Origin of the sequence: Pseudomonas anatoliensis (assembly GCF_017976235.1) — a bacterium.
GTDB lineage: Bacteria > Pseudomonadota > Gammaproteobacteria > Pseudomonadales > Pseudomonadaceae > Aquipseudomonas > Aquipseudomonas anatoliensis.
In genome coordinates, this window is the sequence record NZ_JACVHC010000008.1 from 284,706 (window position 1) to 300,642 (window position 15,937).

Here is a 15,937-nt window from a genome sequence, read left to right on the forward strand (position 1 = left end):
GGCCCCGGCACTTTGTGTCGGGGCCTGTTTTATTTTGTAGAAGCAAAAAGATCGCAGCCTTCGGCAGCTCCTACACAGGAATGTGGTTCCCCTGTAGGAGCTGCCGAAGGCTGCGATCTTTTGATCTGTTCAGTTACCGCGTTTGCTATTGATCTGCTTCAGGCGATTGCCTTCGAAACGCAGGTATTGATACATGCCGTTGCTCGGGCCGTAGGTCCATTCCTCGACCTGAAACTCTTCCCGGCGATTGGCGCTGCGTTTGTAACCCAGCACATCGCGGCTCACCGGCTCGCCGCACTTCTGTAGCACCTCGCTTGCGCGGTCGCCGAGGCTGATCAGTTGGCTGCCGCAACGCAGCGTATCGGAGGCCAACGCCTGGCCAGCAACGAATGTCAGTGCCATTGCCGCCAGCCATTTGCGTTTGCTCATTCGGCATCCAGATGCATTTGCGTCACTACCCGACCGTCGCTTTCAGCCTCGCCCAGATTGGTGTCGATGAAGTACACGCGGTCGTCAGCCAGTTGGCCCTTGTCCACCAGAAAATCCTTGATGCTGCTGGCACGGTCCTGACCCAACTGACGCAGCAGCACATCGCTGGTACTCCAGAACTGGATCACGCCTGCGCGCATTTTCGCTGTGCGTTCTTCCTTGCCCAGATCCTTCCATTCGGCCGGCGGCTGAGTCTTCAGACGGGTGCGATAAATGCCTTCGAGCAGTGGGCCTTTCTCGCTGTCCGGCACGTCAATCAAGGACGCCTGAGCCGGGACTTTATCGCCGCGGCGCTGGAGCATCTTGTAGTAGTTGTATTGGTATTCACGTTCCAGGCGCTGTTCGGCGAGCAATGGGCCGTCGCTGCTTTTGGCGGCGACACCCTCGATTTCCAGGCGCAGGGCCGGACGCTCCTTGAGTGCCTGGGACAGCTTGATCAGCGCACCCTCGGCATCCTTGTTCAACTCGCTGGAGCCCGGCGCGAACGACACTGTGCCGAGATCCTGGGAGCCGCCACCACTGACCAATCCACCAATCATCTTGAATGGCGCCGCAGCGGCTTTGACGATCAGATTGCGCAGGGTCTGCCAGACAATCGGCATCACGCTGAATTGCGGATTGTTCAAGTCGCCCGTTACGGGTAATTCGATGGAGATTTTGCCGTCGACGTCTTTGAGCAACGCGATTGCCAGTTTCAGCGGCAGGCTTGTCGCGTCCGGACTGTCGACTCTCTCACCCAGTTGCAATTGCTCGACCACCACTTTGTTCTCGGCCTTCAGTTGGCCCTTGGTGATCAGGTAATGCAGGTCGAGGTTGAGCCGGCCCTTGCGGATGCGGTATCCGGCGAATTTGCCGGAGTAGGGCGTCAGGGTGGTCAGCTCGACCCGTTTGAAACTGGTGGTGATGTCGAGGCTGGCCATCGGGTCGAACGGATTGACCGCACCCTTGATAGTCACCGGCGCATAGCGATCAACCTTGCCTTTGATATCGACAGTGGCCGGTTTCGACTGTCGACTGTCGATGGTGCCGATCTGGCCGTTGAGTTGCTGGACAGCGGTGGCGAAATTCGGCGTCAGGCTGAAGTCGGCGAAGTTGGCCGAGCCGTCGTTGATGGCGATACCACCGATGCGAATGCCCAGTGGTTTGTCTTTGCTGGCCGGTTTGGCGGCGGCGGTTTTTGCGCCGCTGTCGGCAGGCTGCGGAATCAGCAGATCATCGATGTTGGTGGTGCGGTCATCGTTGATCATGAAGCGCACGTACGGCTGGAACAGGTTGACCTTGTCGATCGACAGGCTGTCGCCGTGCTGGTAGTTCAGGCCTTCCACGACCACTTGCTGCCACTTGAGGAAGTCGCGGGTTTTCAGGGTGTCGAGGGTGTGCAGTTGATCGATCTGCGCGCGGCCGGTCACGCTGAGCGCCAGCGGTTCGGTGCTCTTGAGGTTGACCTTGAGGTCACTGCCGAGCATGCCGCTGCGCAATTCGAGACGAATGAACGGATTGATGTAGGACTGCGCGACACGCAGGTCGATGTCCTGGGTTTTAACGTTGAGCTGGGCGTTGACCGGCGCCAGATTGACCGTGCCATCGGCGAGGATCTTGCCCTGCTTGCCCAGCCCGGTATCGAGCTTGAGCTTGAAGGGTGAGCCATTGAGGCTGTCAAAATCCTGCAGATCGACGTTCAGCGGGGTGACATCCAGTGTCACCGGTGGATTGGCCGACCGGTCGGCCAGATGGACGGTGTAGTTGCGCAGTTGCACATCTTTGAGCAGTACTTGCCATGGCTTGTCTGGCGCGCTCGGTTCAGGTTTCGGCGAATCGGCGGTTGCGGGTGTGCTGGCCGGTTCGGCGGCGGCTTTGGCGGCAGGTTTCGACGGCTGGCTGGCGAACAGTTTCTGCCAGTCCAGTTGCCCGTCGGCCTCCAGAGCGGCCCAGGTTTCGAGTTTCTGGCTGCGAATCTTGCCGACTACCACTTGCTGTTTCGCCAGGTCCACCGAGGTCTCGCTGATGTCGAGGCGTTCGAGTTTTGCCAGTGGGCGTCCATCGGGTGCCTTGATCGCGAACGGCGCGATGCTCACCGCAACGTTGTTCAACTGCAGCTCGGTTTGTTTCGACAGATTGAGTTTGTATTCGGTGCTGAGGTTCATTACGCCGTTTTCAAGAACCAAGGGCACTGCGTCTCGCACGTAAGGCCAAAACGCTTTCATATTGCCGTCGGTAATTTTCAGCGTGCCTTCGGAGGCGATCGGGATCAGGCTGAAATTGCCGCTCCAGTCGATTCGGCCACCGTTGGGGCCAATCGCGACCAGAGTCATGTCGGCGCTGTCTTCGGGCAGGGTGCTGAGATTTTTCAGCTCGAAGTTGAGATCGTCGTAGAGGAATTCGATGGGTTCGCTCGGGCGCACATCCTGAAAGTGCACGACACCGTTGGCGAGTTTGATCTGGTCGATGCGCAGAGGAAACGGCTTGGCTTCGGGATCGACGGGTGTCGGTTCGCTGGCGGGTATGTTGAACAGACCGAGCAGGTTGAGCTTGCCGTCTTTGGCGAAGAGGATTTCGGTCTTCGGTTTGTCCAGTTCGATGTTGGACAGATGGACTGCTTTCGTCCACAGGCTGTCGAGCTCCAGGTCGGCGTACAGGCGTTCAAAACCGACCTGTTCTTTGCCGGGCTCACCGATGACCAGGCCCCACAAGGTGACTTCAAGGCTGAACGGATTGAGTTCGATGCGCTGGATATGCGCAGGCACCGCCGCGTAGTTGGCCAGTTGCTGGTTGGCAACACGCAAGGCGATGCCCGGTAAAATCAGAAACCCCAGCAAGCTGTAAAGGGCCAGAACGGTCAACAGTGCGCCAATCGCGCGAATCAATCCTTTGGGCATGTGCGGCTTCATCTGTCGTAATCGGAGTGCCTTGGAGTATGGCACGCGATTCTGGTTCCGAAGTACCTGGTGTGGAGCAGGATTGTTCAGATTTGTCTGCAATTTTGTAGGAGCTGCCGCAGGCTGCGATCTTTTGATCAAAAAAAACAAAGTCAAAAGATCGCAGCCTGCGGCAGCTCCTACATGGGAATGTGTTCAGAGTTGCAGGATCAGGGTTTTCAGTGGCGGCTGTTGGTCCAGCGACGGGAAATCCGCGCCCGGGGTCATCACGCTCCACTCACGCACCGGGCGCCCGGCCTTCTCGGCGCAACGCAGGACCTGTTCGCGCCAGTCGTCCATGCTGACTTTCGCCAGGTTGTTGCAGCAGATCAGTACACCGTTGTCGGCGGTGGTCAGCAGGGCTGGTTTGAGCAGACTTTGATAGTCGCGCAGCAGGTCGACGGTGCCGAACGCGCTCTTGGCCCAGGCCGGCGGATCGAGCAGCACCAGATCGTATTGGCGCTGTTCCAGGCGCTGATAGCTCGGCAGTTTCTGCCCGCGTCGTTGACTGATGGGCAGACCGGCCAGTTGGCGGATGGCCGGAAAGTAGTCGGACTGGACGAACTCCATTTCCGGCAACTGCGGATTGAGCAAACCGTTTTCGCGACCGACCGCGAGATTGCCCTCGGCAAAATCCAGGTTGCACACTTCACGGGCACCACCGGCCGCGGCACTCAAGCCAACGCCGCAGGTGTAGGCGAACAGGTTGAGCACGCTTTTGCCTCTGGCGTGATCCTTGACCCAGCCGCGGGTGTTGCGCAGGTCGAGGAACAGCAGCGGATCCTGCCCGGCATGGCGTCCGCGTACTCGGTAATTCAGGCCCCATTCGTGACCGACCAGATCCGCCAGTGCAGCGTCGTCGGCGCGGTAGACGTGGTCTTCACGGTCGATACGCGAATTGCCGCGAGAACGGTCGTTGTAGACCAGCAAGGTCTCCAGGCCCAGGGTCTGGTTGACGATGGCGTGCAGTTGCAGCAACTCGTCACGCTCCAGCGTCTGGTGAAAGCTTTGCACCAGCAACTGCGGGCCGTAACGGTCGATGGTCAGGCCGCCGGCGCCTTCCTGGCTGCCATGGAACAGGCGATAGCAGTCGGTGCCCTGGCTGTGCAGTACAGAGAGCAAGTCCTGACGTTGATCGAGGGCGGCGCGCAGCGCCTGATTCAAGGAAGACATGCGGGCGCCTTGCTGGAGGGAATTGGGGCGCGGGAGTTTAGCAGCTTGGCGGGCGACCGAGGTGCTGCCTTCGCGAGCAAGCCTTTGGTTCCGGTCAGGTCAACAGCCCCATCCGCCGCTTTGCCCGTTGCACCGAGCCATTGCGCATCGCCCAGCGCAGCATCGGCGCGCTGCGCTTGACGCTGGCGCGGATCAGTTGGCGTTGCAGCGGATTCTGCCGGGCGTCGAGCATGTCGCTGGCCCAGTCTGGCAACAGGTCGATGCCGGCCTTCATCATCAGATCGCCAAATGGCCGCGCCATCAGGCTGGGGGCCGGGGCTTCGAGCAGCAGGCGCAGAACTTCGCGGCTGCGCTCATCACAGAGCAATTGCGGGCGCATGCGTTGCAGATAATCCGCCACGGCCTGCCGCGATTTCGGCACATCCCGGGCGCCGAGACGCTCGGCGACCACGGCGATTTCCGCGTAATAACGGTCCTGATCTTCCAATGACAACTGCGGATTGCGATAACGCAGATGCGCAGCGAGAAAGTTACTGACTTCCGCCACATGCACCCATGTCAGCAAATCCGGATCGCTGGCCGCATAAGGCCGGCCATCTGGCGCCGTGCCGACCACTTGCAGGTGAATGGTGCGGACTTTCTCGATCAACCAGTCGGCGTCGCGGCGTGAACCGAAAGTGGTGCCGGAGACAAACTGACTGGTGCGGCGCAAACGTCCGACCATGTCTTCACGAAAGTTCGAGTGGTCCCAGACCCCGGCCAGCGCCAGCGGATGCAGCGCCTGCAGCAATAGCGCACTGATACCGCCGATCAACATGCTGCTGAAGTCACCGTGCACCTGCCAACTGACCGACTCGGGACCAAACAGCCCCGGGTCGCCCTTGGGGTTTTCCAGATCAAGCTGACCGAGGGACAGACCGGTCAGGCTCATGAGTTGGTTTTCGATACGGCTGCGGATGAATTCCATGAGCACTCAGTGAGAGAGGAGGGGCGCGCTCGGTTGGCCGCGCCCGCCAGGGTTACTGATTGAGGCGCGTGTCGATCAGGCCTTGCACCACGCTCGGATCGGCCAGGGTCGATGTGTCACCGAGGCTGTCGAGTTCGTTGCAGGCGATCTTGCGCAATATGCGCCGCATGATCTTGCCTGAGCGGGTTTTCGGCAAGGCCGGCGCCCACTGGATCAGATCCGGTTTGGCGAAGCTGCCGATCTCCTTGCTGACGTGGGCCAGCAGTTCTTTTTTCAATTCATCGCCGGGCTCGGTGCCGTTCATCGGTGTGACGAAGGCGTAAATGCCCTGGCCTTTGACGTCATGTGGGTAACCGACCACCGCGGCCTCGGCGATGCTGTTGTGCAGCACCAGCGCGCTTTCCACTTCGGCGGTGCCGATTCGATGGCCGGAAACGTTGATCACATCGTCGATACGTCCGGTGATCCAGTAATCGCCGTCCTCGTCGCGGCGGGCGCCGTCGCCGGTGAAGTAGTAGCCGGGGTAGGGCTTGAAGTAGGTATCGACCATCCGTTGCGGGTCGCCGTAGACACTGCGGATCTGCCCCGGCCAGCTTGATTTTATGGCGAGCACGCCGCTGCCGGCGCCTTTGATCTCCTTGCCGTGTTCATCGAGAAGCACCGGTTGCACGCCGAACATCGGTTGCGTGGCGCAGCCTGGCTTGATCCGCTGCGCGCTGACCAAGGGGCTGAGCATGATGCCGCCAGTCTCGGTCTGCCACCAGGTATCGACGATGGGGCAGCGTTGTTCGCCGACCACGTTGAAATACCATTCCCACGCTTCCGGGTTGATCGGCTCACCGACGCTGCCGAGTAATCTGAGGCTTTGTCGGGAAGTTTCCTTCAGCGGTTCGGCACCTTCGCGCATCAACGCGCGCAGTGCCGTCGGTGCGGTGTAGAAGATATTGACCTTGTGCTTGTCGATGACCTGCCAGAAGCGCGAGCTGCTCGGATAGCTCGGCACGCCTTCGAACATCAGCGTGGTCGCGCCATTGGCCAGTGGTCCGTAGACAATGTAGCTGTGGCCGGTCACCCAGCCGACGTCGGCCGTGCACCAGAACACTTCGCCGTCGCGGTAATCGAGCACATATTTGAAGGTCATCGCCGCTTGCAGCAGATAGCCGCCGGTGGTGTGCAGCACCCCTTTGGGTTTGCCGGTGCTACCGGAGGTGTAGAGGATGAACAGCGGGTCTTCGGCGTCCATTGGTTCTGGTGGGCAATCGTCGCTGACGTCGCGCACGGCCTGGTGATACCAAAGGTCTCGGCCCTCGACCCAATCGACCTTGCCTTGCGTGCGCTCGACCACGATGACAGTGCTGACATCCGGGCAACTTTGCAGGGCTTTGTCGACGTTGCTTTTCAGCGGCACGAATTTGCCCCCGCGCACGCCTTCGTCGGCGGTGATCACGGTGCGGCAGTCGGCATCAAGGATACGGTCGCGCATGGAGTCAGGGGAAAAGCCGCCAAACACCACCGAGTGAACGGCGCCGATTCGGGTGCAGGCGAGCATGGCGTAAGCGGCCTCGGGAATCATCGGCATGTAGATGCACACCCGATCGCCTTTCTTCACGCCACGGCTTTTCAGCACGTTGGCCAGTCGGCAGACGTGATGATGGAGTTTTTTGTAAGTGATTTGCGCCGATTCGGCAGGGTCGTCGCCTTCCCAGAGCAACGCGGTCTGATCGCCGCGCTGTGCAAGGTGACGGTCGATGCAGTTGTAACTGACATTCAGCTTACCGCCGGCAAACCAGGCGGCTTCACCGGTTTTCAGGTCGTAGCGCTGAACGGTCTGCCACGGCGTGCTCCAGTCGAGGAAGCGCGTGGCCTGTTCGGCCCAGAAGGTGCTGGGGTGTTCAATGGATTCGCGGTACAGGCGCTGATAGTCGTCCTGACTCAACTGAGCAGCCCGGCGGACGGCATCGGCTTGGGGGAACGTGCTGATATCGAACATGACGGTTCCTTATTCTTGTTGTGCGACAAGAGGGGAGCTGTACGACTCGTGCAGGAGCTGCCGAAGGCTGCGATCTTTTGATCTTGTTTTTAAGATCAGATCAAAAGACCGCAGCCTTCGGCAGCTCCTACACAGATCGTGTACGCCACCGATTCTGCGATTAGCCCGGTGCCGTGGAACTGTCGATGTTGCAAGCTGTAGGGGCAGGCAAACCGCCCCTTCAGCCTATCACCCGCGGTGACGACCGCGGAAGTAGTTGATCAAGCCCTGGGTAGACGGATCGTCAGCGTTGGTTTCGTCGCTGCCGACCAGGCGGTTGTAAACGCCCTTACCCAATTCCTTGCCCAGTTCCACGCCCCACTGGTCAAAGGCGTTGATGCCCCAGACCACGCTTTGCACAAACACTTTGTGCTCATACATGGCCACCAGCGCGCCGAGACGACGCGGGCTGATGCGTTCGACCACAAGGGTGTTGCTCGGACGGTTGCCCGGGATCACCTTGTGCGGAGCAATTTGGTGCACCTGCTCCTCGCTCATGCCCTTGTCGCGCAATTCGGCTTCGGCTTCCGGCAGGGTCTTGCCGAGCATCAGCGCCTGGCTCTGCGACAGGCAGTTGGCGTACAGCCACTGATGGTGGTCGGACACCGGGTTGAAGCTGACGATTGGCACGATGAAGTCGGCCGGGATCAGTTGGCTGCCTTGGTGCAACAGCTGGTGGTAGGCGTGCTGACCGTTGCAGCCGACGCCGCCCCAGATCACCGGGCCGGTATCAGTCGAGACCGGAGTACCGTCCTGACGCACGCTCTTGCCGTTGGACTCCATGTCCAGTTGCTGCAAGTGCTTGGTGATGTTGCGCAGGTAGTGGTCGTACGGCAGAATCGCGTGGCTTTGCGCGCCCCAGAAGTTGCCGTACCACACGCCGAGCAGCGCCAGCAGCACTGGCATGTTCTGTTCGAACGGCGCGGTCTGGAAATGCTGGTCCATGGTGTAGGCACCGGACAGCAGTTCCTTGAAGTTGGACATGCCGATGGCCAGGGCAATCGGCAAACCGATGGCCGACCACAGCGAGTAACGGCCGCCAACCCAGTCCCACATCGGGAAGATGTTTTCTTCACGAATGCCGAACGCCACGGCAGCGGCGTTGTTGCTCGAGACAGCGATGAAGTGACGATACAGCTCGGCTTCCGAACCACCCTGAGCCAGATACCAGGCGCGTGCGGCCTGAGCGTTTTTCAGGGTTTCGAGGGTGTTGAACGACTTCGACGAAACGATGAACAGCGTGGTTTCGGCGCGCAGCTTTTGCGTCAGTTCATGGAACTCGCTGCCGTCGATGTTCGCCAGATAGTGGCAACGCACGCCTTTTTGCGCGTAGGACAGCAAGGCTTCGGACACCAGCTCTGGGCCGAGGAACGAGCCACCGATGCCGATGTTGACCACGTCAGTGATCGGCTTCTCGGTGTAACCACGCCATAGACCGTCGTGGATGCGGCCGACCAGATCGGTGATCTGGTTCAGCACCTTGTGCACTTCCGGCATCACGTTGACGCCGTTGACCGACAGCTTGTCGCCGACCGGACGGCGCAGGGCGGTGTGCAGCGCAGGGCGCTGTTCGGACGTATTGACGATTTCGCCGTCGAACAACGCTTTGATCGCGCCCTTCAGATCGACTTCATTGGCCAGGCTCACCAGCAGATCGCGGGTCTGGGCGTTGATCAAATTCTTCGAATAATCGAGAAACAGCCCGCAGCTGCTGAGGGTGAACTGATTGAAGCGCTGCGGATCGGCGTTAAAGGCTTCGCGCATGCTGAAATCCTGCATGGCTTGGCGGTGATCTTTCAACGCTTGCCAGGCGGGCAGAGCGGTAACGTCTTGAGGATTGAGGTAATACGCCATCGCTGCGGTTTTCCTTTTTACTTGAACGGCCTTTTGAACACTGAACAGGCCTGCACGCCATGTTTGGGCGTGGGCCAACTGCGTTGTCACGGTTTCTGGACACAGGGCGAATACAGTAAACCTCGCGCTGCAATCTGTCTTGACTTTGTCTGACCCGATCCCTGTACTTTTTTAACATCAGTAATGGGATTTGGCCGACAAAAGGGGAGGGAGGGGTATACCCGAAGTCTTCAAGAGCGGCAACAAACCTTGAAATGCAATCTTCACAACGCCGGAAAACACTGTAGGAGTGAGCCTGCTCGCGATAGCGCACTGACGTTCAACAATGATGCTGAATGTCAGGTACTCATCGCGAGCAGGCTCACTCCTACAGGGGGGGCGGTGTTTTCAGACAGGACTATCGAGATTCAGGTGCAGGTTATCGATCAATCGCGTAGTACCGAGGAACGCCGCCACCAGAATCACCAGATCACGGTCTTCAGCCGCGGCCGGACGCAAGGTCACGGCGTGGCGGATTTCCAGATAGTCCGGGCGCAGGCCAGCGGCTTCGAGCTGCTGCAGTTGCGCGCTGATCAGTGCCGGGAAATCCCGTTCACCTTGCTGAATCGACTCGGCAATCGTGCTCAGGGTGCGATAGACCACTGGGGCTACGGCGCGTTGTTCTTCGCTGAGGAAACCGTTGCGCGACGACAGTGCCAGGCCATCGTCAGCGCGGACTGTCGGTTCGCCGATGATCTGGATTGGCATGTTCAGGTCATGCACCAGCGCGCGGATCACCGCCAGTTGCTGGAAGTCCTTCTGACCGAAAATCGCCAGATCCGGCTGGACCATGTTGAACAGTTTGCTGACCACCGTCGCCACACCTTCGAAATGCCCCGGACGGCTGGCGCCGCACAGACCTTCGGAAAGTTGCGGCACGCTGACCCGGGTTTGCCCGGCCATGCCATCGGGATACATCTCTTCGACGGTCGGCGCGAACAGCAGCGAGCAACCGGCTTCCAGCAGTTTTTCCTGATCCGCCGCGAGGGTGCGCGGGTATTTGTCGAGGTCTTCGCCGGCGCCGAATTGCAGCGGGTTGACGAAAATGCTCGCGACCACGAAATCCACGCGTTGCGTGGCTTTGGTCACCAGCGCAACGTGGCCGCTGTGCAGGTTACCCATGGTCGGCACGAAGCCGATGCGCTTGCCTTCGCTACGGGCGCGGGCTACAGCAGCGCGCAGTTCGCGTACGGTTTTGACGGTGTTCATGCAGAGAATCCGTGTTCGATGCCAGGAAACGTGACGGCTTTGACTTCGCTGACGTAGGCCTTGAGGGCCGAATCGATACTGTCCTGACCGTGCATGAAGTTTTTCACGAACTTGGGTACGCGGCCGGAGATCGACAGACCGAGCATGTCGTGCAGCACCAGGACCTGACCATCGGTAGCGCTGCCAGCGCCGATTCCGATGACCGGAATCTTCACTGCCTGACTGATTTCGGCAGCCAGTTCACTCGGTACGCATTCGAGCAGCAGCATCGCCGCACCAGCCTGTTCCAGCGAGATTGCGTCCGCACGCATCTGCCGCGCCTGGTTTTCATTGCGGCCCTGCACTTTATAGCCACCGAGAATGTTCACCGCTTGCGGCGTCAGGCCCATGTGCGCGCAGACCGGGATACCGCGTTCGGCAAGCAGACGGATCGACTCGGCCAGCCACAGCGCACCTTCGACCTTGATCATGTGCGCGCCGGCCTGCATCAGCATGGCGGCGTTGGTCATGGTTTGCTCAAGCGTGGCGTAGGCCATGAACGGCAGGTCGGCCATGATCAGGGCATCGCGATTGCCGCGTTTGACGCAGGCAGTGTGATAGGCCATTTCTGCGGTGGTCACCGGCAGGGTGCTGTCGTGACCTTGCAGAACCATGCCGAGTGAGTCGCCCACCAGCAACACTTCGACACCGGCCTCGTTGCAGGCGTGGGCGAAAGTCGCGTCATAGCAGGTCAGCATGGTGATCTTTTCACCTTTCTGCTTGAGGCTCTGGAGCGTGGTCAGGGTGATGGCTGGCATGTAAAAAATCCTCGTTCAGGCGCTCTGGAAACTACTGCGAGTAACGCGCGTGATTCTTTATCTACTCAGGCGCACGGTCTTTTGTCGTGCTTATAAGGCCTGGATTGCGCCCGTATGTGCCGGGTTGGCGGCAGCGGGACGCCTATAGTCGTGAGGAGCCAAGCGGAAGTCAATTGCGTGTGTTACCGCGTTGTTACGTGGGGAGTGTTACCGGCGTTACTGATGCGATTCAGCGGCGCGGCGGGGCTGAATCAGAGAATTTTTGTCGGACAAAAATAGCGATGCCGCACGCTATCCATGTAGGAGCTGCCGAAGGCTGCGATCTTTTGATCCTTGGGGTTTTAAAACAAGAGCAAGATCAAAAGATCGCAGCCTGCGGCAGCTCCTACAGGGGGATTTGCTTCAGGCTTGGGGGAGGCGTTCGAGGCCGACGAAGGGGCAGGCTGCCAGCAGATCGGCGAGGCTGCGGCCATCGGCAAGGCGCAAATCGGCAGGAGCCAGCTCGGCCATCGGATACAGGACGAACGCGCGTTCCTGAATCTGGTAGTGCGGTACTTTCAGTCTTGGTTCGTCGATCAGTCGATCACCGAACAGCAGAATATCCAGATCCAGCGTGCGCGGACCCCAGCGCTCAAGGCGTTCGCGGCCCTGATCGTTTTCGATGGCTTGCAGTGCGTCGAGCAGATCCAGCGGAGCTAACGTGCTGTCGAGCGCGGCGACCGCGTTGGTGTAACGCGGTTGGCCCGGCAGCAGCGAGTCGCTTTGATAGAACGCGGAAACGCCGACGAGTGCGGTCTGCGGCAACTGCCCCAGCGCGTCGACCGCGCTGCGCAATTGTTCGGCAGGGTCAGCGAGGTTGCTGCCCATACTGATGTAGATGCGTTCCATGCCTTACTCGCCCGTGGCGCTCGGCGCACCGGCGCGCTTGCGCTTGGAACCGCCGCTGCGACGACGTTTGCGCGGCGCACCGCTGGCATCGTCACCCTTGCCACTGAGGTCGCGGATCATGTCGCGACGTTCGCTGTCGTTGGCGTCCTGATAGTCAGTCCACCATTCGCCCAGGCCGTCGGTCTGCTCACCGGCGCTTTCACGCAACAACAGGAAGTCGTAACCGGCGCGGAAGCGTGGGTTGTCGAGCAACAAATCGGCACGCTTGCCGCTACGCCGTGGCAGGCGTTCCTGCATGTCCCAGATTTCGCGGATCGGCATGGTGAAGCGCTTTGGAATCGCAATGCGCTGGCACTGTTCGGCGATCAGCTCGTGCGCGGCTTCCTGCATCGCCGGAATCGGCGGCATGCCACGCTCTTGCAGACGCAAAACGCGGGCCGGCAGGGCGGGCCACAGCATCGCGGCAAACAGGAACGCCGGGGTCACCGGTTTGTTCTGCTTGATGCGCAGGTCGGTGTTGGTCAGCGCTTCGCTGATCAATGTGTGGGTGTAATCCGGGTTGTGATCCAGCGCGTCGGCACTGGCCGGGAACAGCGGGGCGAACAGTTGCAGATCGACCAGCATCTCGAAGGTGATCGCACCGTGTCCGGAGAGGAACAGCTTGAGCACTTCTTCGAACAGGCGTGCCGAGGGAATCTCGCGCAACATCGGCGCCAGTTCGCGGATCGGCTGAACGGTGTGTTTTTCGATGCCGAAATTGAGCTTGGCGGCGAAACGCACGGCCCGCAGCATGCGTACCGGGTCTTCCTGGTAACGCTGCTTTGGATCGCCAATCAGGCGGATCAGGTGATTGCGGATGTCGTGTACGCCATTGGCGTAATCGAGAATGCGCTCGCTGACCGGATCGTAATACAGGGCATTGATGGTGAAGTCGCGGCGTTGCGCGTCTTCTTCCAGGGTGCCGTAGACGTTGTCGCGCAGAATCCGGCCGCTTTCGTTACGCGAAGACTGGTTACTGTCTTCGTCGTCTTCGTTTACGGGGTGATTGGCGCGGAAGGTCGCGACTTCAATGATTTCGCGACCGAAATGGATATGCACCAGTTTGAAGCGACGGCCGATGATCCGCGCATTGCGGAATTCGGCGCGGACTTGCTCGGGAGTGGCGCTGGTGGCGACGTCGAAATCCTTGGGTGTGATACCCAAAAGCATGTCACGCACGCAACCGCCGACCAGATAGGCCTGGTAACCGGCGCCCTGCAAGCGTTCGACAATGTTGACCGCGTAGCGGCTGAATTGCGTTTTCTGCAGCGAATGTTGACCGCTGTTGAGCACTTCAGGGGTGCTACGGATGTGTTGCGTACGACGCACGGGAGTTCGGAATGACTGGAACAACTTCTTCAGCATGGGATGCACTGTTTGAAGGAATGTTCGGCCATACCAAAGAATGACCGCATGATGGGCGCAGATTCTAGCATTTAGTCAGGGGATGGTGTAGGAGACAGCCGATTTGCCGTGCAAGTCGCGGGCTACAGGCTTCTGACGCTATGAAAACGGGGATTTTTACAGAAGGGAGAAACTACAAGGGGAGCCGAAGCTCCCCAAGAAAGTAGTTGCGTGCTCTTTTTATTGTTGATTCGGGCTTCTTGTTTTTGTTGAGTGCCCTCGCCATGAAGCTTTTCCTTCATGACCCTCCCAATCGGGAGCCAAGAGCAAACGGATTGCTTTGGTCGCTGAATTGCAGTGATCTCTCGATCCAACCAGTACAGGCTCTGTCTTAGGACAGTTTTTGTTGTTCTCGGCCTGGTCGTGGGGCAAGCCCCAAATACAACGCCTCTCCAAAAGAATCAGTTAGCTGCGCCTCTCGCCGTCTTGTTTTTATTGTGCGTGAGTCGATTCGTCTTATTTTTATTGTCTTGTGCATTGCTTGTTATTGTTCTTGTACCAAACATATAGCAGGGGGCGTGCCAACTTTTGCGAGGCCCAATAAAACAAGGGGTTAGGTCGATATAACCGTTTTGTCGGGACGAAAAAAAGCCGGGGTTTCGTTACCGATAACCCCGGCTTCTGTTACGTGAATGGACTGAGGTAACAGTTTTTTCACATCTTCAAACGTTACCCGCACACTCGACAGGTAACGTTCAGCTCTCGCTGGCAACCCCGGTCTTGCGCCGTGGAATGCCCAGACGCTGACGACGTTCCCACAGGCATTTACGGCTGACGCCCAGTTTGCGCGCCAGTTCGGTCTCGGTCATGTGGTCTTGATGCTCGAGGACGAAGTGCTGGAAGTAGTCCTCCAGCGACAGGTCTTCGGTCGGTTCGTGGCTGCTGTTGCTGGCGTTACCGCCCGTTTGCGGTGGCAGGCCGATGAACTCGTCGTCTTCCAGATCGCTCAGCTCGATGTCGATGCCCAGCAGCTCCGCGGAAATTTCCGGACTCTCGCTGAGAATCACAGCGCGCTCGACAGCATTTTCCAACTCACGCACGTTACCCGGCCAGGAATAGTGACGGATGGCCTGTTCGGCATCCGCGGCGAATGTCAGGTCGGTACGGTTGATGCGCGCACTCTGGCGGGCGAGGAAGGCGCTGGCGATCTCGTTGACGTCAGCACCGCGCTCGCGCAGGGCCGGCAGTTTCAATGCGATCACGTGGAGGCGGTAATAAAGGTCTTCGCGGAACTGGCCGATTTTCGCCAGGCTCTTGAGGTCCCGGTGAGTGGCCGCGATCAGGCGCACATCGACCTTCTGCGACTGCACCGAACCCACCCGGCGAATTTCGCCTTCCTGCAACACACGCAGCAAGCGGGCCTGGGCTTCGAGTGGCAGTTCACCGATCTCGTCGAGGAACAGCGTGCCACCGTCCGCCGCTTCGACCAGCCCGGCGCGCCCGGCGCTGGCGCCAGTGAACGCACCTTTCTCGTGGCCGAACAGTTCGGACTCGATCAGGCTTTCCGGGATGGCCGCACAGTTCACCGAGATCATCGGCGCCTTGGCGCGTTTCGACAGATTGTGCAGCGCACGCGCCACCAGCTCTTTGCCGGTGCCGGACTCGCCCTGGATCAACACATTGGAGTCGGTCGGGGCGACTTTGCGGATCTTGCTGTACAGGTCCTGCATCGGCGGGCACGAACCGATGATGCCAATTTCGCCATTGCTGTTGTCGACGGCGGATTTGCCGCTGCCATTGGCGGTTTTGGCGGTAACGGTCTCCCCGGCGGCAGGCGCCGATTGACGGTCACGCAAAATTCGCGCGACAGCCTGAAGCATTTCATCGTGGTCGAAAGGCTTGGCAATGTAGTCCACCGCGCCCATCTTCATCGAATCCACCGCCGAGCGCAGGCTGGCGTAACTGGTCATGATCAGCACCGGCGTGCCTTGGCCAAGCTTGATCAGCTCGGTGCCAGGGGCGCCCGGCAAACGCAGATCGCTGACGATCAGATCGAACGTAGGAATGGTGAAGCGTTCTTGTGCTTCCTGCACTGAACCGGCTTCGCTCACCTGGTACTGGTTACGTTCCAGCAGGCGGCGCAAGGCGGAGCGGATAATTGTTTCGTCTTCGACGATCAAAATGTGCGGCATTG

General features: G+C 59.5%; 11 protein-coding genes. All 11 read right to left on the reverse strand.

Annotation, left to right across the window (positions count from 1 at the left end; genetic code table 11):
• Positions 1 to 129 precede the first annotated feature (129 nt).
• Positions 130 to 429, reverse strand: coding sequence for a DUF2845 domain-containing protein (locus tag ICA16_RS25075; protein WP_150602225.1), 300 nt, complete (start codon positions 427 to 429; stop codon positions 130 to 132).
• Positions 426 to 3,377, reverse strand: coding sequence for a DUF748 domain-containing protein (locus ICA16_RS25080; protein ID WP_210554915.1), 2,952 nt, complete (start codon positions 3,375 to 3,377; stop codon positions 426 to 428). The genes ICA16_RS25075 and ICA16_RS25080 overlap by 4 nt, the downstream gene beginning before the upstream one ends.
• A 183-nt stretch (positions 3,378 to 3,560) precedes the next feature.
• Complete coding sequence (locus ICA16_RS25085) at positions 3,561 to 4,577, reverse strand: class I SAM-dependent rRNA methyltransferase (protein WP_150602227.1); 1,017 nt, start codon at positions 4,575 to 4,577, stop codon at positions 3,561 to 3,563.
• A gap of 94 nt (positions 4,578 to 4,671) precedes the next feature.
• Positions 4,672 to 5,544, reverse strand: a complete 873-nt coding sequence (locus ICA16_RS25090; protein ID WP_210701861.1) for an oxygenase MpaB family protein — start codon at positions 5,542 to 5,544, stop codon at positions 4,672 to 4,674.
• Between the two features lie 52 nt (positions 5,545 to 5,596).
• A complete protein-coding gene (acs, locus tag ICA16_RS25095) occupies positions 5,597 to 7,534 on the reverse strand; it encodes an acetate--CoA ligase (protein ID WP_210701862.1) in 1,938 nt (645 codons plus the stop codon).
• A 228-nt stretch (positions 7,535 to 7,762) separates the two neighbouring features.
• Positions 7,763 to 9,427, reverse strand: a complete 1,665-nt coding sequence (gene pgi, locus ICA16_RS25100) for a glucose-6-phosphate isomerase (RefSeq protein ID WP_150617385.1) — start codon at positions 9,425 to 9,427, stop codon at positions 7,763 to 7,765.
• Between the two features lie 387 nt (positions 9,428 to 9,814).
• Positions 9,815 to 10,675 (reverse strand): pantoate--beta-alanine ligase, encoded by an 861-nt coding sequence (gene panC / locus ICA16_RS25105; RefSeq protein ID WP_210554918.1) that lies wholly within the window; start codon positions 10,673 to 10,675, stop codon positions 9,815 to 9,817.
• A complete protein-coding gene (gene panB, locus ICA16_RS25110) occupies positions 10,672 to 11,472 on the reverse strand; it encodes a 3-methyl-2-oxobutanoate hydroxymethyltransferase (RefSeq protein WP_150602232.1) in 801 nt (266 codons plus the stop codon). The genes panC and panB overlap by 4 nt, the downstream gene beginning before the upstream one ends.
• A 402-nt stretch (positions 11,473 to 11,874) precedes the next feature.
• Positions 11,875 to 12,360, reverse strand: a complete 486-nt coding sequence (gene folK, locus ICA16_RS25115; protein WP_210701863.1) for a 2-amino-4-hydroxy-6-hydroxymethyldihydropteridine diphosphokinase — start codon at positions 12,358 to 12,360, stop codon at positions 11,875 to 11,877.
• A gap of 3 nt (positions 12,361 to 12,363) precedes the next feature.
• Positions 12,364 to 13,764 (reverse strand): polynucleotide adenylyltransferase PcnB, encoded by a 1,401-nt coding sequence (locus tag ICA16_RS25120; protein WP_042561099.1) that lies wholly within the window; start codon positions 13,762 to 13,764, stop codon positions 12,364 to 12,366.
• Between the two features lie 734 nt (positions 13,765 to 14,498).
• A complete protein-coding gene (locus ICA16_RS25125; protein WP_150688187.1) occupies positions 14,499 to 15,935 on the reverse strand; it encodes a sigma-54-dependent transcriptional regulator in 1,437 nt (478 codons plus the stop codon).
• Positions 15,936 to 15,937 lie beyond the last annotated feature (2 nt).